Below are 19448 nucleotides of genomic sequence, written 5' to 3'. Positions count from 1 at the left end.
AAAAGGCGGGCAATATGTTTTCAAGGTTACTGATCGCAGCAATCACTTTAGTAGCTCTACCATCATGGGCACAGATGATGAACACTTCCCTGATGGGCACAGGTTATTGGGGTGGTAATCAAAACTGCGCTTACCAACAACGTCCCGCCCAAGCTGCCATAGAATCCGACGAGGTTCAGGAAGCCAAAGAAGAAATCAGCGAACTTAAACAAGAGATCGCTGAGAAGAAAAGCGAAAAGAAAAAATATGACCGCGAAGCTGAGCGCTCTAAGTCTGATATTAAAAAGAGCCTTTCGGAAGATTATGCGGATTTTTTAATCACGCATATGGAAAGTGCTCGTCGCTGTTCTGAGTATGAGAATTTCAACTCTGCTGATGATGGGTCGGAAATTTCTGATGATGAATCGGTACGAGCGCCGCAGAGTGCTTCTTCATCTCGTCAGCGTCCGACGCCACCTGATGGAGCTGATTTCCCCAGTGGTCCTCCACCGGAGGGTTTTGACGGCACGGAACCGCCTGGGGATTTTAAGGCCGGCGGTGCAATTGCTGGAGGTTCCCGTAAATCAGCGGCATCTGCTCACGGCGGGAACTCGAACATGCTCGAGGTCCAAGCGTTCTCTTTACAAGAATGGCAAAGTTACTGCGACGCTCGCTCGAATGGTGCGGTCTTCACTGCTGTCTGTGATAATTCAAAATTCCGTGCGGATGGTTCCCGCGGTGCTGCTTCATCGTGCAAGTCTGCCATCGGCTCTCTGCGTACCAACGCGCAAAAGTCTGCTCGCCTTCAGGGCGATATCGAAAGCTTGACTCGTAAGCTTGAGATGGCTCAGGAGGATTTGAAAGAAGCTCGTCAAAACTCCACGGCAGAGGGTTCGGTTTGTATTGAGTGTATGGCTAAGAACAACTCTTACAATTACCAGGATACTGCTTCGAATACAGCGAACTTGGTGTCGAATGTGGTGCTGGGGGCCAGTGCGATGTATGCCGGTTACAAAACCAATCAGATGGTGACTGAGAATAATGCGAACTTGGGTTACCCAACGCAAACTCCTTCGGTGATGAGTTATGGTTATCCGTATATTGCTCAAGGTGTGTATGGCTTGATGAATAATAATTCCTCGGGCCAGGGTGGGTTCGGTTGTGGCGGTCAAATGACTGGCGGCATGACGGGAATGAATGGCATGTATGGGATGATGGGCTCTGCCGGCAGCAATGTGTTCGGCTATCCATCGAGTATGACTGGAATGACTGGTATGAGTGGCGGCATTTACATGGGTATGGGTTCGCCGTATGGGAATTCGGGATATGGAAATTCGATGTACGGGATGAACGGCATGATGGGAATGAATGGTATGTACGGTGCCGGAAATTCCATGTACGGAATGAATGGAATGATGGGAATGAACGGAATGTACGGTGCCGGGAATTCGATGTATGGCATGAATGGTATGAATTCCATGAATCCCTATGCGATGATTGGGATGAATACATCAATGTACGGTATGTCTGGCTACGGCGCGAATGGCTTAAATACAATGTACGGTGCGAATGCCTACGGCATGAACTCGCAGTACGCTTCCATGTACGCTTTGCAACAGCAAATCGCGCAGATGAATTATAACTTAAGCGCGATGCAATCCGCGTCCGGCGTCTACAGCGGTTACGGCTATGGTTATGGAACGGGCTCATCAAGCTTCATTTCTCCAACCGGTTTGACGAACACAACAACGTTGCCAGGTGGAGTGATCACTGGTTCAAATTACGGTTCGACGTATGGAACAAGCTACAGCTTGCCGAGTAGTTATTTAAACAACTCCCTTTCCGGTTACAATTACGGAAACGTATATACATCACCTTATGCGACAACCAGCACGACGATTCCTGGTGTTGTGCCGATCTTAGGATCGACAACGATATCAACGTCGACAGGTTCTGTGATCTCAGGAACGGGTCGATAATTTTCAAATTCGACTGAATAAAATCAATCCCACTTCCGCTAGCGAAGTGGGAAACTCCACTCCACTCCACTCCCCTTCACTCACTCACTCACTCACCTTAACTAATCACCTCACCATCTTTCAGCCGCGCTACCCAGAAATGCTGCGTCACTCTTTTAATCACAATTTCCCTGTGCGCGGCACTCATTTGAACAGAACCAAACACAAACTAAATAGCACCCTGATTAACCTATTCTTCATCTGCGTATTTGTCAGTTCATCTGACCACCTACTCACACATCTTCAAATGCAAACTCAACCTCAATGGCTCGAAATTCCCATTCGGCGAGCTTCGGAAAGATTGTGTGTTCGGCACAAAACTCTAAAATTTGCCATCTCATCACAACCACCTAAAGCCAAAGGAACTTTGTGATCAACTTGCAGTTGATACTTGTTCTGGCAACGCTCCCCATTTTTATGGACGAATTCACAGTGATGATTCGCCTTTAACAAAAGCAGTCTTCTCGACGTGATCTTTAAATGCGCACGCTGATTCTTTCGCGTTGTTATCGCTGTTCCCTTGCTTGAAACTTCGTCATCATAAATTCCAGAATCCACAATCTCTTTATTCGAAAAATGGATATCCTTATTCACAAAATAATCGCCCGTCATTCCAGTACTATTTTCTTTTTTGCCACGCTCTTCCTGACTTTCTTGAGATTTCGTAAGTTCCAATTGATCTTTTCCGAGACGTTTTTTAATTTCTGCCTTTGCTAAGTACGAAATTAATTCAGCCCAAGAAGGATTAGGTAGCACGTGCGACAATAATTCCTTAGCGCGCTGAAGATCCTTCATCTGATCTTCAGTCAAAGTAATCTGCATTCTGGTAGAGTGATCCTGTTGAGGTTTTAAAACCTCATGCATTTGAATGGGTTGATCAAATTCAACGGCAAGGATCTTTTGCGTCTCGATGCTGGATTTATTCTGAATTTGCTCCAATAACGCTTCCGTTTGCTGAATCGAAACCTTGTTGCCACTTTCGATCTCGATATTTAAACATTTCTGTACATTTTGAAGCTGTGTCAGATTTAATGATCCATTTTCGATCGCTTTGTCGACTTGTGGGACTTTTTTAAGCAATCTTGCAGCTTGAATACGTCGATAGGCCGCATCTTCAGAATAGTGCAAATGAGTCGTCATATATTTAAACAAAGACGTATACCCAAGATCTAAAAACAATCGACGGGATTCAACTTCCACAATATGCCATAAAATCAAATGAGTCATCTTGCGTTCAGTGCGCGCAAGCTTATCAACACGATTGAGCAATTCAACGTTAGTCAATAAAGTTAAATCCATAATTCCTCCCAAAAAAATCTGTGTCACCATTGAGTTGGAAACTTTATATCACAGGTATTTAGATCTCAATTTTGCATGATTTAGGAATTTATAATTGATTCGACGAACGGATTTTAATGGCGCGAGAAACGATCAAGAATTGGATATAGAATGAGACAAACAAACGCACGCGACGGATCGCGAAGTCGACAAGATAGTTAAACGAGGCGAATCCTCGAAAACCAGAAAACACGTCAAACATATTTTCAATTACATATAAAACATGACACATCTTTTCCGGGGAGCGCGGGTAAATTGAGATCCCAAAAACAAAAAACCCACACTCTTCGAGCGTGGGTCTATCAAACTGAATTATACAAAATTAAAACTAGAAACTTTGCGAACGAGCCACACCGCAACGGTTATACGCCGTCACAGAGAAAGTTGCAGAAGCCCAGTTACTTGGCCATGCAGAAGCATTCAAACAACTGTAAGCGACACCACCAATTGTGCAAGTCAAATTACCTACACCCGCGCCGTTATCGAAAATGTAAAGCGCGCTTGAAGAAGCGGAAGCTTTGTTCAAAGTAAATGTCGGAGCAGAGTTCTGTTTCAAGTTACAAACTTCTGTCACGTAGTCATTGGAATACGGGTTGCTAACCGCGGGACGCAAGCTGATCTTTACACCGTTACCGTCAAGGTAAGTCGACGTTTGGTGATTGAACAAATAGATGCGCAAATCTTTTTGTACCGCTAAATCACCGCGTACTTGCAAGGAAACGTAAAAGTAAGAACCGCTTTGTGTGATGTAACCAATATAGGAAGCCGTCGCTGTACGATCATACAAGACCCAATAGTAATTCGATAAATCACTAACGTTCGCAGGCTTTGCAATCTTCAAAGTAATGTTTTGTCCGGCAGATAAAACCACAGGACTGCCATTTGATGGGTAGTAAATATCGCCAGTGTAGCCATCAGCCGCCACTGTGCTGGAACCATCTTCAGTATTTCCTTGCGAGCAGTTTTGAAAGCTCACTGTAACCAGCGCCAAAGCTACAACAGTGCCGCCTGCAACCAATACTTTTTTAATAGTCTTCATAATTCACTCCCCCGTACCGCATTTACTCCATCGGCTAAAATTGGGAAAATCCTTACAAAAAAGAGTCAATTCCCGAGACATTTCAGCAACTAACTCACGTGTTTCCAGAAACTCTCTCGCAGAAAACGTCTCAGATTGAGACCCTTCGCTAGACCAAACATAAAAACTCTTCACCTCCATGGTCCTTCAACATTCCCCGCCTAGGATTAACTCATGGGGCCCGAGTTGAGGGACTCGATCAGCCCCCTACTTTTCAAACTATATAAAAGGGAGTTTCAAATGAAAGTATCTAAGAAAATTCTAATGACAGCAGTATCAATCATTTCCCTGCACACAGCTTCAATCGCCTTCGCCCAAAGTGGTGGCGGTCCAAGCCAAGAACAACGCGAAGCTTTCAGAGCCTGCGCGGATTCTGTAGGTATGGAAAAACCGGAACCAGGTAAAAGACCCACAGCCCCAACTGAAGAACAAAGAACAGCCTTGGCTACTTGCATGAAAGAAAAAGGATTCGAGGCTCCAACACACTTCGGTCGCCCAGGCGGTGGACCGCGCGGCGAAAGACCTCCAACAGAGGTTGGAGGTGTTCAGTAATTAGAATCGCTCCAAAATTAAATATCTTCCTAGCTTCCAAAGATCCAGCCTTCACGGGTTGGATCTTTTTTTTGCTCCGAAGTCGAACGAGTCTGCGTCGAAATTGGATTTGAAAATTAAGGAGCCCCCGTGAAATCAATTGACCAGGAAGTCAACGTCCCGCTGACTGAATCGGCTCGACCGTCGATGACTTTTAGAGTCCAGATGCCTTCGCTTCGTTCTTGGTAGAAGGCATTACTTAAGAAGACGTCATTGGCGTAGTCGTGAACATTAGTAAGAGAATTGTGCATATTTACCAAGATACTCCGCATACCCGAGGGAGATGTTAACTCCAAAGCCAGTTGCGAAATATCGTTATGCGTGATGCTGACCTTGACTCTGACGCTTTCGATTTTAACACCGCCACTGGCAATGTTGATTTGCGAATAAACTGCGCCAGCAAGACTGCCGTCACCAATAGGCAAATTCAGAGCTCCACTCGCCGTGTAACCCGTTTCAGTGTATGTTCCAAAACTACTCGTATAACTTTTCGCCATGGCAACCGCTGCATCAACGTCCACTTTCCCAAAGCCATACCAGTTGTGGAATTTAAATCCTGCACTGTTCGTTTTCCATGGGAGCTCCCAAGAATATCCAGAAGGCACCGAAGTCCCCAAAGGATGAGGAATCGATCCCGATGTCACGTAATCCATCGGCACGGCGGTTTTGGCCAGAATGTATTTCACATCCCTCCAAGTAAGATTTGGGTTCGCCGAAAGAATCAAAGCCACCGCACCTGAAACCGTTGGAGCGGCCGAAGATGTTCCGTTAAAGGTCGCGGTGTAGTTACACTGAGAGTTTGGAGAACTGCCTTTTTCAAAAGGTACATAAGTCGAAATGCTTGATTGTGACCAACCGGCAGAGCATCCCGTACGGTCTGTCGTCAGCATGGCCGGCGCGGCATAACCAAACTCCCCACCAAACCCTGAAATCCAAATATCAGAACCGGGAGACGAATAGCTTGAAGAAACACCTTTAGCATTTAATGCCGCCACCACAATTTGATAAGGATTGGTATTATCCCCGTCAAAATTTGAATTCCCGATACAAGTACTATTGGCACCTTGGCCGTTACAGTAAGTTTCAAATTCATTGCCGGCGGCTTTGACCAGGATGGCACCTTTACCACTGCGATAAGAAGTCACTGCAATTTTAAGTTGATCCTCATAAGTCGAAGTTGGATCCGTGATTTTATACTGATCATATCCCCAACTCATATTCAAAATATCGAAATCAGTTCCCGTCGCCTGGTTTATAACTTTAGCTGTATCCTGCGTGACCATCGCTGACAGTAAATTTGCAACACTCAAAGAAGCCTTGGGAGCCACACCGCGGGAACCAACACCATTACCACCAACGGCTGCGATGATGCCCGCGACAGAAGTGCCGTGATTATCATAGGATGTGGGAGCCGTGGTTTTGTCATGGGGAGGTGCCGTCGTTGTCACATAAGAAGAACCCATCGCTCCCAAATAATAGTCACGAGAGCGCGCAACTGCCGTCTGGAAGTTACCGGTGAGGTCTTCATGTGTGTTTTCCAAGCCATCGTCAGAAACTCGAACCTTAATCCCCTCTCCCAAATACCCAGCGTTCCAAGTCGCGCGCAAATTCAGGTCAACGCCAGCAGTCCCACCAGATTTAGAAACCCCCGATTGACCGCAATTTGCCAGAAACCAGGCATAACCAAATAACGGATCGCCACCGTCATTAAAACAAGAATCTGCAATCTCGAAACCACTTCCATTGCAGTTCGCAAGCAGCATCGTCACCGATGTACCACCAAAAGCGAGCAGCAAAACTGATAAAAACTTTTTAGTTCTTAACATAGTTGCGGCTCACGATTTCCAGTTCCGCTTTGGCGACGCGCGGATCTCTTTTAAGGACGTTGACGAATTTCCCCAGATCAAAGCTGGGAGTGGAAGGTGTGACAAAATAAAGATTCAAGTGATCGAAACGATCCATCACTTTCAAACTGTATTCTTTTTGAATCTTTGTCAGAGTGGCAGCGTCTTTCAAGGTCAGCATCACGCGACCTGGAACGATGCCCACATGACCCATGCGCTCATCAAAAAGCACCAGCGGGTTTTTCTTTTCAAAGTTAGAATCATTGCCGTCCATGCGACCATCTTTCACGATGACATAGCCACCGTAACGACCCACCACATCTCCCTCGTATCCCGCATAGTCAGAAGCAGGAACCGCACGGACTCCCGTCCATACTTTCCACTCCGCGGACTCGGATCTGAACAATAGATTTTCTTTCAAAACTCCCACATCCGGGCGCAACGGAGCGGGACGAGGATTTGCGATCTCGTCACGAACAACTCTTTCGCGCGCTTGCATTTGACGTGGAGGTTCCGGATTTGCCGCAACCGGAGTTTGGGTTGCTTGAGCCGTCTCCGTTTTTCTTGAAGTTGCAGTGGCCGAATTAAGGGTCTGATCCATCTCAGCCATACGGTCTGCTTGGGCGTCATTGGCCTTCACTGTGGATTTACCCAAAGTGCTGATGCCTTCGCGTTGACCCTCCCGAAACAGGAAGGCCGCTAATACTGCAATACCAATGATGATAAGGCCCTTTTTCATAGAGGACTTATCGGCATTTTTCTCAGATTACATCACTATATATTCTTGCTCATAACCCCGACCAACTGGCTCATACGGGTCATTAGGTTCCCTAAATTGCGTTTCTCATCGCTATTAAACTGGGACCACAAGCGACTGATATTTTCATTATATACTGGCAGGACCTTTTTCATAAGCTCCAACCCCTGTTCCGTTAAAACGATTCGATAAGAGCGACTGTCACCCGCATTTTGTTGGGGTTGGATCCAACCGGCTTGCTTAAGATTGGAAATGATCGCTGAAATCGTAGCGTTTGTGACCCCAACGGCCTTCGCTGTCTCTGTGGGTGTCATCCCTTCAGGACTATTATATAGAAGGTTCAAAATCACGAAGCGCGTGGTCGTCAGTTTATATTCTTGAAAGAACTCTTCCAAGGCCGTCTCAAAATCGATCGTTAACTTACTGAATAATATATGGAGCTGCATTTCTTCAGACATACTCTTCTCCCCGAGCAGGTTTGTTATAGAAACTTTATCCCCCAAATGTTGCAGAATTGTGGAATTGGACACACTGACGGCTGTCTAACGTTTTTCGTCGTTCTAGTTCGATGCCCCATGTTGATACGTTTTAAACGATTTTAAGCCAGGGAGCGCATGGCACGGGATGGCACGGACCTTGAGTATTACCTAAGTGAGACGTTTTTTTAACGAAAGAGGGAATATATGAAAACGAAATATTTGCTTACGATTCTACTTACGGGAATGACTCTATTTCTTGCGAACTGCTCTAAGAGCAACAGCAATGGTGCATCCACTACTACTTCCACAGGCACTTATAACTCCTGTTCTGCTGGTTATGTTTGGGTGACTCAAACGAACTCTTGCTTGCCAACAGCGGTATGTACTCAAAATGGTTTGAGCGCTGACTATGGTTACAATCAAGCGACGAACCAATGTATTCAAGGTACTTACTCAAATGGAACGACTACAACTTCTGGCTCACCAGTATGTAACGGTATGTCAGGTTATGTCTCTGTCAACGGGACTTGCTTGCCTGAACAAGGTTGCACTCAGTACAGAGGCCAAAACGGTGTTGCTTACTACGGTTACCGCTCGAACGGCAGCCAATGGGCATGTTACCCACAAGGCTACCAAGGTCAGTGGTATAACTAAGACCGCAGCTGGCACGAACAAAGTCGGCGGGTTTCCCTCACCCTAAAAACTTTGGCTGACCCTTTACCGGGTCGGCCGTGTCCGTTTCAATTCCTCGTCAAATGACAACCTTACCTATCTGAAATTTGCGCTGAACCTTACAACTTCCCTATACTCCGATCTCTATCAAAATATTCTTACGAGAATCCGGAGCATTTCATGAAATCATGTTTTAAAATTTTCTGTGCAGTTCTGTTCTTTTCCCCTCTATCTCAAGCGATTGAACTTAACATCTTACAACCCAATTATCGTTGCCAGTCGAAAGAGTTCATCACTGATAACAACACGGCGGTCATCGTTTTGCAGGACAAAGTTTCAGGCTTAAACCATATTGAAATTGAACAAACCTGGATCGGCGGAGTTCGCAGAGCTTACTTTGAAGTTTCGGAAAGAGTCGAAAAAAACGGCGATCGTCAGCCGGTCATCTTTGAGGGTTCCGGAATTAAATTAGCGATCGAGCATGCGGCCAACACAGCCTCTGAACAACACCCTTTGCAAGCCCTGTTACAGATTCCTTTGGGTAACGGCGAAGTTAAAAGTGAAATGCTGATCTGCGAGTCACTGCTTTAACATTATTTTTTCGCAGTTTTATAGAAAGCAAATAGCCGACGATCATGATATTAAATGCTGTGATGACCACTTTCCACCACGCATACCCTTCGGCTATTTTGATGATCTCAAAGGGCAGATAAATGGCGCCTGAAAAAATCGCCAGCCACTCTGCCCAGGATCTTTCTCTCCACAAGCCATAGGCTTCGATAAAGCGAATCAAAGAATAAACCGTAGCAAGGATCACCAACTGCCACAAATCCCGGTCGTTCAGCTTATTAAAGATTTCAACAAAAATAGACGTGTAGTAAGAGCTATTTTCCAATCCTAAGTGATGTGCGATGTGGTGAAAGTTTGCGACACCAATGCCCAAGAGAACAACGACAACTCCTTTGGCGGCTTCAAATGCAGCTATCATCTTTAATCCACGCATTTCATCAAACTGCCCGTTTCAGAGGGGACTGACACTATGTATTCGTGCAGGAACTATTGACGGTTTTACAGCTTTTTCATGAACTCACTATGTGAAACATCTTAAACACTTTTTTATTTTTATTTTACTTTTGTGTTTCTGGGGTGGTTTCGCCCACTCTGCTGAAGAACAAATTTTAAGTCCTCGGGCCCACCTTGAAGGAAAACCTTATCCCAATTTTACGCAAAAAGATTCCGAGATCCCGCACCGCGAGTGGGAGTGGAGTTTGCCGATCTTTGCCCAACGGGTGATTGATAAAGGATTCAACCTTCCCCGTCCCTATGGTTTAAGTCTAATTTACGGACAGCTTTCACAAGGGTTTAATATCGAAAATCTTAAGGTCGCTTTCGATGGATCGTCTGATTTGACCCCGGTCGACTTTATTAATTTCAACAACACGCAGGTTAACAATACGACTTGGCAGCTAAAACTCGACGCATGGCTCTTTCCGTTTCTAAATCTGTTTGGGATCCTTGGATATATTCATGGAGATGGAAATGTTCCTTTAAATATCGCCTATAAAGATATTTACAACATGGTTTTGCCTGGAAATCCCTGCAATGTCGGAAGTCCTCCCGCCTTCTGCCAGGGATATATCAATGCCGTGGCCCCCATTAATTTTCATGGTTATAGCCTAGGGATTGGGATCATTCTTGCGGGAGGATACAAAGACTGGTTCTTTGCCATGCCAGCGACATATGTAGAAAGTGACGTGAATGTTTCAGATACAAATCCGAGGGCGATCAACATCACTCCCCGTATCGGTTACAATATTAAAACCGAATCTCACGGCAAATTCGGTGTTTATCTGGGTGTGAACTATTTTAATTCCGACGTTACATTAAGTGGCACATACACGTTACCTCTTTCCGGGACTTCCATCGGAAGAGATGTGCCAGTGCGCTACTCATTGAAAGAAACGCCTCTGGATAACTGGAATGCAGTCGGCGGAGTGAATTGGGAGCTGAGTGAATTTTGGTCGGTCGTGATGGAAATCGGTCACAGTCAAAACCGTGACACCACCACTTTTAATTTTGCCTATCGATTTTAGGGAGAGCTATGGTTTTACTACTCATCGCTCTTGCCTCATTGATTGGAATGCATAACTCCACTCCCAACCCTCCCCCTCTGCCTCTACATATCGAACTCGATGCCGGAGTGTTAGCGGTGAGTGGCCGGAACGACACTCAAAGTATCAATTCCAATTTAGACGTTCGGTATGATTTTAGCCGCAACACTCTTAAAGTGTTCGGTGACTACTTAAATTCCTCCACTGAGGGCGTGGACTCGGCTCTTCATTGGACGGCCGGTGCAAGATACGAAAATGAATTTGTGCCCGCTTCTCGTGTTTATTTGGATTATTATGCAGAAGCGGATCCTTTCATTGGATACGTTCAGCGAAATAACGAGGGACTTGGGTACCAATACGCAATTCACAAAGATAAGACGGTGTTGTGGTGGGCCGAGCTGGGGTATTTGCACAGTGACACCAACATCATACGCCAGGGAGATGTCTTTGAAAATAAAGCACGTTTTGCTTCGGGGGCTTCCTGGCGCTTTGATCAAGCTTGGTATCTTGAGGGAGAACTCGAATATCTCTTCAACTTAACTTATGGAAATGAAGATTTAATGAGTTATGAATTGGCTCTGACAAGTTTGCTTAATTCAAGCTTTGCAATCCGAGCAGCTTATATCATGCGCCACATGGAAAGCCCTTATCAAGGCTCACGCTATCAAGGCACCACCACATTAGGACTTGTTGCAACATTTTGATGAGAATTGACATCTGAGGTGTCAATTTCCAGCATGTTTTGTATATTTAAGTCATGGACACAACAGCTTTAGAAATTTTGAAATTTTGGTTTGAAGAAACAGAACAGCGTCTGTGGTTTGCTAAGGATCAAGACTTTGACAAACTGATTATACAACGTTTTTCAGAAGTTTATAAGAAAGCCGAAAACTGTGAGCTGTTTTTGTGGCGAAAAAATCCCCGCGGACGTTTGGCAGAGATCATCATCCTGGATCAATTTTCCCGCAATATGTTCCGCGATACTCCGCAGGCGTTTAAAAATGACAATTTAGCTTTGGCCCTGGCACAAGAAGCCGTCACTTCGGGCGATGACCAAAAGCTGAAACCTCAAGAGCGGGCTTTTATTTACCTGCCATATATGCACAGCGAATCGGAAGCGATTCATCATGAAGCCATGCGCCTGTTCTCGCAACAGGGCTTAGAAACTAATTTAGAGTTTGAACTTGCTCACAAGAGCATCATCGATCGCTTTGGCCGATACCCTTACCGCAATGAGATCTTGGGAAGGGAATCGACTCGCGAGGAATTGGAATTTCTAAAAATGCCGGGTTCAAGCTTTTAGGCTGCTTTTTTCCCGACAACTTCAACTGCAATATTATTCACCATGTGCTCAAGGTTACTAGCCTGAGCTGACATCTCTTCAGAAGTAGCTGCTGTTTCTTCCGCCGCGGCCGAGAAGGCTTGTGTTTGGCGTTCTAAGACTTCCATGGATTTGTAAATCGACTGAATGCCATCGGTTTGATCACGAGTTGTGGCCGCGATCTCCTGATTCAGCACACTCACCTTTTTCACGGAAGCCACGATCTGATTTAGAACTTGATCGCTTTTAACCGCCAGATCCAAGGAGATTTTGGTCTGATTCACGTTATTGGTTACAACCAGTTTAACTTCCTTCGCTGCTTCCGCGGATTTCAAGGAAAGACTGCGAACGGCATCGGCAACCACCGCGAAACCCCGTCCCTGCTCGCCAGCGCGGGCGGCTTCCACGGCGGCATTCAATGCAAGTAAGTTCGTTTGAAAGGCGATGTCATCGATAATATCCATCGCCGACGCGATTTCGTTTGAGATCTTGGACATGGCATTAATGGATTCCATCAGGCGGCGAATTTCATCAGCTCCGGTGGCGGCTCCCTCTTCGGATTTTTGTGCCAAGCCCGCTGCCTGGTTTGCTCGCTCCTGATTTGCACCAACGACTTCGTTGAGGTTTCGTACAGCACCTAATGTGTCTTCGATCTTCGCAGCCGACTCTACAGAGCCCTGGGCCACATTTTGTCCCGCACTGGAAAGCATATTCGAAGCTTCCTTCACTTGCTTTGAGGCATCGCTGGTATCAAGGACAGTCCGAGATAAAAAGTTCATGAGCTTATTAGAGAACGTTGCAAACAAGGCAAATGCTAAAAGTGATGCGATTCCGAATCCGATCATCACTTTTATGCGAAAGGTCTGAACGAGAGCTTCCACGTCATCGACGTACACACCAGTTCCCACCACCCATTTCCAAGGTTTGAACTGGCGAACGAAACTGATTTTAGGTTCTGGTTTTGGTGAACCCGGCTTAGGCCACATGTAACTAACAAAACCCTCCGCCGCCGGAGTTTGCGCCATCAAAGCGAACTCGCGAAATAGATGCACGCCATTGGGGTCCGCCAAGTCACCTACGTCCTTACCGTTCAGTTCGGGTTTAATGGGATGCATAAGTACATTTGGTTGAAAGTCGTTCACCCAAAAATATTCCTTACCGGAATAACGGAATTTAGAAATGGCTGCGAGAGCCTGAACCTTGGCTTCCTCTTCCGTCAGTTTTTTCTCTTCAAAAAGTTTGTAATATTGTTCGATGGTATTCGATGCCAGATCAACGGTGTTTCGCAACATCGTACGACGATCTTCATACATGTTGTCGCGAACAAGTGGCATCAGATAAAACAATACAATCGCCCACAGAGGAATGATGGCCGCAACCAACAAAGCCAATGTCTTAAATCTATAGCTGCGACCTTTCCAGATACGTACATTCATTAAAAATCCTCCAATAATTTTACAACCCGAACTTATTCGGGTGTTTCCACCGGGGGCTGAAGAAACCTCGGGCTATATCGAGGGATTCCCATTTTATTGTCCCACTTTGGGATTTCCTCGAGTAGAATACTGGAAACATAAGGAACACAGTCATGCCCCATTTACGATTTCGCGGAATGAAAGAAGAACACGTCTCGGAACTCAGCCAATCCCTGGTGAAAGACTTGGCTCAATCCATCGAAACATCTGAAGATAATTTTTCATTTGAGTTGATCAACACGCAGTATTTTTCTAAAGGCAGTCGCGGCGGAGCTTATCCGTTCGTTGAAGTTTTGTGGTTTCAACGTTCACAGGAAATCCAAGACAAGAGTGCCAAAATCATCACGGAAAAAATTAAGAAGATGTGTCCACAAGACGATGTTGCAGTTGTCTTCGTACCACTAGCAAAAAACAGCTACTATGAAAACGGTGAGCATTTCTAGTTGCTCATGAATCTTTCTTAATTTGATCAATCTTACCGTTTATCAATACATTCTGGTTTTTAAAACTTAAGTAATAAAAGCCAAGAGAGTATTATGAGCGTAAAGATTCCTCTGCAGCCGATTCCGGTTTTGAACTTCATTTCTGGTCAGTTCAAAGCTGGGAGCGGTCTTAAACAAAGCATTCACTCCCCTCACAACGGCGCCCTGATCGGTGAGGTTCATCACTCCACCCAAGAGGATGTACAACACGCCGTTAGCATCGCAGTCGTTGCTCAAAGAAAATGGGCCGCAACGCCCATCAAGGAACGCAGTAAAGTTCTTTTTAACTTACGACAAATCCTGATGCGCGATCTCGATGAAATTGCGCATTTAAAAAGTTCTGAATCGGGAAAAACTTTTCTTGAAGGAAAAGCCGGGCTTTTAAAAGGAATCGAAGTCCTTGAGTTTGCAACATCTCTGCAAAATCTGGATATCGGTGGAAAACTGGAAGTTTCCCGCGGCGTTACTTGCGAATACCGCAGACAAGCCTTGGGAGTTGTCGCGAGCATTACGCCGTTTAATTTCCCGGCGATGGTGCCCTTTTGGACAATCCCGACAGCTTTGGCCTTGGGCAATGCTTACATTTGGAAGCCTTCAGACAAAACTCCTCTGACGTCATTAAAAATTGCAGAAGCCATGTCGGAAGCGGGACTGCCTGAGGGTGTGTTCCAAGTACTGCAAGGTGGAACTGAAACTTCGCAGGCATTGATTGATCATCCCGAGATTCAGGCTATTGCATTTGTGGGGTCAACACCGGTTGCGCGCCAGGTTTATCAGCGCGGCACTCAGCTTGGAAAACGAGTGCTTGCTTTAGGTGGCGCCAAAAATCACATCGTTCTTTTACCAGATGCTCAACCTGAAATCGCCGGGCCTGGAATTTCAGATTCCTTTACCGGTTGTGCAGGTCAACGCTGCATGGCTGCGGCAGTACTGCTCGCCGTCGGTGACGTCGAAACTCATATTCAAAAAATCCTGGAGCGTGCGCGTTCACTCGAGCTTGGAAAAGATATGGGAGCGTTGATCAGTAAAGCTCAAATTGAATTCCTAAATCAACAGATCGAAACGGCCGTGCGCGAGGGAGCTAAGGTTTTACTGGATGGCAGAAAAGCCTCCCCTCCCCTAGGACAGGAAAAAGGCAACTGGATCGGGCCCACGATTTTGGATCATGTTTCTCCGGATATGGATGCTGCAAAACTGGAACTCTTTGGACCTGTTCTTTGTATCATTCGCTGTAAAGACATTTCTGAAGCGATGGCGATCGAAAATTCCTCTAAAATGGGGAATGCCTGTTCAGTCTTTACTTCTTCTGGTGCCTTGGCTGAAAAAGTCATTTCTTTGGCATCAACGGGAATGGTGGGCGTGAATGTCGGCGTGCCGGTTCCGCGGGAGCCCTTCTCCTTTGGAGGAATTCATGAATCCAAATTTGGTCACGGTGATATCACCGGCACCTCCTCTTTGGATTTCTGGTCCAATCTAAAAAAAGTCACCGTCAAATGGGATCAACAACACGACAATAATTGGATGTCATAATATGCAGGAACTTAAAAGATCACCTCACGTCGTTCTTACTTCGCACTCAAGTCACGTTTTCAAAGAATGTCTGCCTATCAATTGGGGGGCAACCACTCCCATGGAGCGGGGTCCGGTTATCGGTTCTTTGACGGATACTAAAAAAAGAAACGCCATCGGAACTCACAGCGGAAGTTACACAGTTTATCGTGCGCTTTCTGTGGCCCAAAAGCGTTATTCGACGTCTCACCGTCCAGATTTAAATAACACGCAAAGCCCGGTAAAAATCGGTCCGTTTCCTTCTTGGCAGGATCCTGACAAAATCGTGTCGCTGGATCCTTGGGGATTTGACGTTCCCATTCATTTTAAGGAAGCTTATTCCTGTGGCTATGATGTGCGCCCCACAATTGCGGTGACACAAGCCCGTCTGCAAATTCCTGAAATCAACGAAGCCATTGATAAAGGCCGTCTGAAAATTGACGGGAAAATCATCACCGACACCCGTGATATCAAAGTCACGAAAGTGGCCATCGAACCCGTGTGGTACCTGCCCGGCATCGCAAAAAGATTAGGAGTTGATGAGGGTGATTTAAGGAAAATTCTTTTTCAGGAAACCGGCGGCATGTTCCCAGAACTTGTCACTCGTCCTGATTTAAAAGTGATGTTGCCACCCATCGGCTCGACGACTGTTTATATTTTCGGTGAAACAGCGGATTTGGCAAATCCTGAAATCGAACTTACTTGCCGTGTGCATGATGAATGTAACGGATCTGATGTTTTTGGTTCAGATATCTGCACTTGCCGACCTTATTTGATTTATGGAATCGAAGATGCGGTTCGTACCGCGCAAAAAGGCGGTGTGGGATTGATCGCTTACTATCGCAAAGAGGGCCGTGCCCTGGGTGAAGTGACAAAATTCCTGGTATACAACGCTCGTAAACGTCAAGCTGGTGGAGATTCGGCTGCGACCTACTTTCATCGCACGGAGTGTGTGGCGGGAGTTGAGGATGCGCGCTTCCAAGAATTGATGCCGGATATTTTAAATTTCTTTGGTATTACGAAAATCCACAATCTGCATTCGATGAGCAATATGAAATATGATGCCATCATCAAAAGCGGCATCACTGTCGTGAACCGTATTTCTATTCCGGATTATCTGATCCCCGCCGATGCACAAGTTGAAATGGAAGCGAAAAAAGCCGCTGGATACTTTAATACCGGCGCACAAAAATCTGCCCAGGAACTGGCCATGGTTCAAGGAAGAGGCATCGATGAGCAATACTAGTGATCAAGCGATCAACATAAATTTTCTGCTCTCACCACAGGCGGTCCGTCACAGCGCTGAAAAAATCTTGGATCTTACGATCAAAGATCAAACTCACTTTCGCTACCATCCGGAAAAAATGCCAGCGGTCGTGGATTATGTTCTGCAAGTGATTCGTGAGAACTATCCGGAACTCAACATTCCTTTTCACTCGCGCTGGGGCCATTTTCGCGCAGGCAACGTGGATCGCACCTTGTGGCTTAAAAAGCGCATTCAACATTTGGATCCTTTGGAACAAGCCCGAATCAAACTGGATCTGGTGATCCCTTCGGTATTGCTCGATGCGGGTGCGGGAAATATTTGGTCTTTTAAAGAGGAAAGCACGGGAAAAATATTCCAGCGTTCTGAGGGACTGGGAATTGCCAGCTTCTATCTTTTCATCATTGGATATTTGTCTGATGATTTGGATGAGCCGCTGCAAGCCACTGATTTGGGCTTACAAACTTTAAGTCGTGAAGCTCTGTCAAAAATCTTTCAGGTCACAGAACGAAATCCCTTAGTAGGCATCGAAGGACGCCTGCAGTTGATTCAAAATCTGGGACGGACAGTCGCTGAGAAAAAGAATATTTTTCCTCTCGGAAGACCGGGAAGCATCGTTGATTATCTAAGAACCAAGTACGGCATGAAGGTCACCGGCCCCCAACTTTTGCGCGCAGTCCTTGATGGACTGGGTGATATTTGGCCTGGCCGCCTGCAAGTTGACGGTGTGAATCTGGGAGACACTTGGCACTATGACAAAATCCCCGGGGGCCTTGCCTGCTTTCACAAGCTTTCGCAGTGGATGACCTATTCTCTGATGGAGCCATTGATGGAAGCCGGTTTTGAGCTCACAGATGTCGATCAATTGACAGGCCTTGCCGAGTATCGCAACGGCGGCCTGCTTTTAGATCGCGGTTTGATTTCGTTGAAAGATCCAAAACTTGCTGATGTCTCTCACGCCCCTGATTCCGAAATCATCGTGGAATGGCGTGGGCTCACCGTCAGTTTACTGGATCGCATCGGTGAGGCTGTTCAAAAGGAACTTCATAAAGATCCAGCTGACTTTCCTTTGGCTAAAGTCCTTGAGGGCGGCACTTGGTGGGCGGGTCGCAAGGCCGCTAAAGTTCTTCGCCCCGATGGCTCTCCTCCTTTGAAAATCCAAAGCGACGGAACAGTTTTTTAATTTTTTAAATCGAGGTTTTTAAAATGCATGCACGCACGAAAGTTATCAATCATCCCCTTCTTCGTCACAAGCTTGGGTATTTGCGCGATCGCAACACCTATTCCCACGAATTCCGGGAAATGGTGAAAGAGGTCACGAAGATCTTAGTTTATGAAGCCATGAAAGACTGGATTCATATGGAAAAGATCAGCATCGATACACCCATGGCCACAGCCACCGCTTACCGTATCAGCAATCCACCGATCGTAGTTTCTGTGATGCGAGCCGGGAATGGGATGCTGGATGCCGCATTAAGCATGATCCCTTTTGCCAGCACCGGATTTATTGGTATCTACCGGGATAAATTCATCAATAATACGGTGGAGTACTATTTCAAAATGCCTCAGGAAGTCCTGGGTAAAGAAGTGCTTCTTTGTGACCCATTGATTGCTACGGCAGATACCATTATCGCGGCTATTGACCGCCTTAAAAATTATGGAGTCGGCCGTATCAAAGTTTTATCGATTCTGGCAAGCGAACAGGGCTTAGAAAAGATCCATCATTTTCACCCTGACGTTGAAGTGTTGACTCTCGATATAGAAACAGAGATGAATGAAGCCGGCTATCTGGTCCCGGGCTTAGGCGACGCCGGAGACAGGCTCTTTCAAACCAAGTAGGTGCTCATGAATACGCAGTGGCAACGACCTCATATTATCGGAGTGGCTGGTGGCAGTGGCTCGGGCAAAACCTATTTTGCCCGTGAGCTTCAAAACCTTTTGGGGAAAGACCATTGTTCGATCCTGTATCAGGATAATTACTACCATGATCAATCCGCGCGCTTTGATGGCGATGGCGGCTCAGTAAACTTTGATCATCCGGAAAGCTTGGATTTTGCTCTTTTGGCAGAGGGTCTTCGCACACTGAAGCAGGGTAAAACTCTTTCCGTACCTATTTACGACTTTGTTACTCACACTCGAAAAATCGAAACTGAGTCCAAAGAACCAACAAGAATTGTTTTAGTTGATGGCATCTTAATTCTTCACTCGCCTGAAGTGCGTGCGGAATTAGACGAAGCTATTTACTTTGATACGCCAGAATTCATTCGCTTTGAACGCCGCTTGCAACGCGATGTTGAAGAGCGTGGCCGCACTCCTGAGGGCGTGCGCAAACAGTTTGATCTTCAAGTCCGTCCTATGCACAATATGTTTGTCGAGCCGTCAAAAGAACACGCTCACCGAGTTATCAAGGATCACGAGGATTATCATCGTGCCTTGGCGCAAGTTCGCTTGCACCTCGCAACAAAATTCAACATTTAAGAGGCAACCTGAT

General features: G+C 46.0%; 21 protein-coding genes. 13 read left to right on the top strand and 8 right to left on the bottom strand.

All coding sequences use genetic code 11. From position 1 onward, the window contains the following. Positions 1-14: 14 nt before the first annotated feature. Complete coding sequence (locus ACLSU7_RS18070; RefSeq protein WP_413293292.1) at positions 15-1958, top strand: hypothetical protein; 1944 nt, start codon at positions 15-17, stop codon at positions 1956-1958. A gap of 300 nt (positions 1959-2258) precedes the next feature. Here the strand turns inward: ACLSU7_RS18070 and ACLSU7_RS18065 are convergent, their stop codons facing one another. The 3 genes from ACLSU7_RS18065 to ACLSU7_RS18055 form a co-directional block, all read right to left on the bottom strand. Continuing rightward, positions 2259-3296, bottom strand: a complete 1038-nt coding sequence (locus ACLSU7_RS18065; protein WP_413293291.1) for an HNH endonuclease — start codon at positions 3294-3296, stop codon at positions 2259-2261. A gap of 88 nt (positions 3297-3384) precedes the next feature. Then, positions 3385-3537, bottom strand: coding sequence for a hypothetical protein (locus tag ACLSU7_RS18060; RefSeq protein ID WP_413293290.1), 153 nt, complete (start codon positions 3535-3537; stop codon positions 3385-3387). 126 nt (positions 3538-3663) lie between these two features. Next, positions 3664-4374: a hypothetical protein gene (locus ACLSU7_RS18055; protein WP_413293289.1), complete on the bottom strand. Its 711-nt coding sequence runs from the start codon at positions 4372-4374 to the stop codon at positions 3664-3666. A 279-nt stretch (positions 4375-4653) separates the two neighbouring features. On the opposite strand from ACLSU7_RS18055, the gene ACLSU7_RS18050 reads away from it, so the two are divergent. Continuing rightward, positions 4654-4965 carry a hypothetical protein gene (locus ACLSU7_RS18050; RefSeq protein ID WP_413293288.1) on the top strand — a complete coding sequence of 104 codons (312 nt, stop codon included), beginning with the start codon at positions 4654-4656 and terminating at the stop codon, positions 4963-4965. A gap of 116 nt (positions 4966-5081) precedes the next feature. Here the strand turns inward: ACLSU7_RS18050 and ACLSU7_RS18045 are convergent, their stop codons facing one another. Genes ACLSU7_RS18045 through ACLSU7_RS18035 form a run of 3 tightly spaced genes read right to left on the bottom strand, consistent with a single transcriptional unit; the run spans position 5082 to position 8063 of the window. After that, positions 5082-6830 (bottom strand): S8 family serine peptidase, encoded by a 1749-nt coding sequence (locus ACLSU7_RS18045; RefSeq protein WP_413293287.1) that lies wholly within the window; start codon positions 6828-6830, stop codon positions 5082-5084. Next, positions 6817-7587 carry a hypothetical protein gene (locus ACLSU7_RS18040; RefSeq protein ID WP_413293286.1) on the bottom strand — a complete coding sequence of 257 codons (771 nt, stop codon included), beginning with the start codon at positions 7585-7587 and terminating at the stop codon, positions 6817-6819. Before ACLSU7_RS18040 ends, ACLSU7_RS18045 begins: the two co-directional genes overlap by 14 nt. A gap of 35 nt (positions 7588-7622) precedes the next feature. Then, on the bottom strand, positions 7623-8063 hold the full coding sequence (locus tag ACLSU7_RS18035) for a MarR family winged helix-turn-helix transcriptional regulator (RefSeq protein WP_413293285.1): 441 nt from the start codon (positions 8061-8063) through the stop codon (positions 7623-7625). 225 nt (positions 8064-8288) lie between these two features. Between ACLSU7_RS18035 and ACLSU7_RS18030 the strand changes: the two genes are divergently transcribed. Together ACLSU7_RS18030 and ACLSU7_RS18025 are read left to right on the top strand one after the other, a co-directional pair. Beyond that, positions 8289-8738: a hypothetical protein gene (locus ACLSU7_RS18030; RefSeq protein WP_413293284.1), complete on the top strand. Its 450-nt coding sequence runs from the start codon at positions 8289-8291 to the stop codon at positions 8736-8738. 198 nt (positions 8739-8936) lie between these two features. Beyond that, positions 8937-9347 (top strand): hypothetical protein, encoded by a 411-nt coding sequence (locus tag ACLSU7_RS18025; RefSeq protein ID WP_413293283.1) that lies wholly within the window; start codon positions 8937-8939, stop codon positions 9345-9347. Here the strand turns inward: ACLSU7_RS18025 and ACLSU7_RS18020 are convergent. Then, the gene (locus ACLSU7_RS18020) at positions 9310-9744 is read right to left on the bottom strand and encodes a DUF2127 domain-containing protein (RefSeq protein ID WP_413293282.1); all 435 of its coding nucleotides are present in this window, start codon (positions 9742-9744) and stop codon (positions 9310-9312) included. The genes ACLSU7_RS18025 and ACLSU7_RS18020 overlap by 38 nt on opposite strands. Positions 9745-9850: 106 nt before the next feature. On the opposite strand from ACLSU7_RS18020, the gene ACLSU7_RS18015 reads away from it, so the two are divergent. Genes ACLSU7_RS18015 through ACLSU7_RS18005 form a run of 3 tightly spaced genes read left to right on the top strand, consistent with a single transcriptional unit; the run spans position 9851 to position 12170 of the window. Further along, a complete protein-coding gene (locus tag ACLSU7_RS18015) occupies positions 9851-10849 on the top strand; it encodes a hypothetical protein (RefSeq protein WP_413293281.1) in 999 nt (332 codons plus the stop codon). 8 nt (positions 10850-10857) lie between these two features. After that, positions 10858-11571: a DUF481 domain-containing protein gene (locus tag ACLSU7_RS18010; protein ID WP_413293280.1), complete on the top strand. Its 714-nt coding sequence runs from the start codon at positions 10858-10860 to the stop codon at positions 11569-11571. Positions 11572-11624: 53 nt separating this feature from the next. Continuing rightward, complete coding sequence (locus tag ACLSU7_RS18005) at positions 11625-12170, top strand: DUF924 family protein (RefSeq protein ID WP_413293279.1); 546 nt, start codon at positions 11625-11627, stop codon at positions 12168-12170. On the opposite strand, the gene ACLSU7_RS18000 is transcribed toward ACLSU7_RS18005, so the two are convergent. Beyond that, positions 12167-13624 carry a cache domain-containing protein gene (locus tag ACLSU7_RS18000; RefSeq protein ID WP_413293278.1) on the bottom strand — a complete coding sequence of 486 codons (1458 nt, stop codon included), beginning with the start codon at positions 13622-13624 and terminating at the stop codon, positions 12167-12169. The two genes, ACLSU7_RS18005 and ACLSU7_RS18000, sit on opposite strands and share 4 nt — an antisense overlap. A 176-nt stretch (positions 13625-13800) precedes the next feature. Here ACLSU7_RS18000 and ACLSU7_RS17995 point away from each other — a divergent pair, with 176 nt between their 5' ends. The 6 genes from ACLSU7_RS17995 (at position 13801) to udk (ending at position 19435) form a co-directional block, all read left to right on the top strand. Further along, the gene (locus tag ACLSU7_RS17995) at positions 13801-14106 is read left to right on the top strand and encodes a DUF1904 family protein (RefSeq protein WP_413293277.1); all 306 of its coding nucleotides are present in this window, start codon (positions 13801-13803) and stop codon (positions 14104-14106) included. Between the two features lie 93 nt (positions 14107-14199). Next, entirely contained in the window at positions 14200-15675 is a 1476-nt protein-coding gene (locus tag ACLSU7_RS17990) for an aldehyde dehydrogenase family protein (protein ID WP_413293276.1), read from the top strand. Between the two features lies 1 nt (position 15676). Further along, positions 15677-16939, top strand: a complete 1263-nt coding sequence (locus tag ACLSU7_RS17985; RefSeq protein ID WP_413293275.1) for a GTP cyclohydrolase II — start codon at positions 15677-15679, stop codon at positions 16937-16939. Next, entirely contained in the window at positions 16926-18140 is a 1215-nt protein-coding gene (locus tag ACLSU7_RS17980) for a URC4/urg3 family protein (protein WP_413293274.1), read from the top strand. Before ACLSU7_RS17985 ends, ACLSU7_RS17980 begins: the two co-directional genes overlap by 14 nt. A 23-nt stretch (positions 18141-18163) precedes the next feature. Next, positions 18164-18796 carry a uracil phosphoribosyltransferase gene (gene upp, locus ACLSU7_RS17975; RefSeq protein WP_413293273.1) on the top strand — a complete coding sequence of 211 codons (633 nt, stop codon included), beginning with the start codon at positions 18164-18166 and terminating at the stop codon, positions 18794-18796. Between the two features lie 6 nt (positions 18797-18802). Further along, complete coding sequence (gene udk / locus ACLSU7_RS17970; protein ID WP_413293272.1) at positions 18803-19435, top strand: uridine kinase; 633 nt, start codon at positions 18803-18805, stop codon at positions 19433-19435. Positions 19436-19448: the final 13 nt, after the last annotated feature.

Source organism: Bdellovibrio sp. HCB185ZH, assembly GCF_047302455.1.
Taxonomy (GTDB): domain Bacteria; phylum Bdellovibrionota; class Bdellovibrionia; order Bdellovibrionales; family Bdellovibrionaceae; genus Bdellovibrio.
Note: the sequence above shows the minus strand (reverse complement) of the source record. Positions and strands in the feature narration are given on the sequence as shown.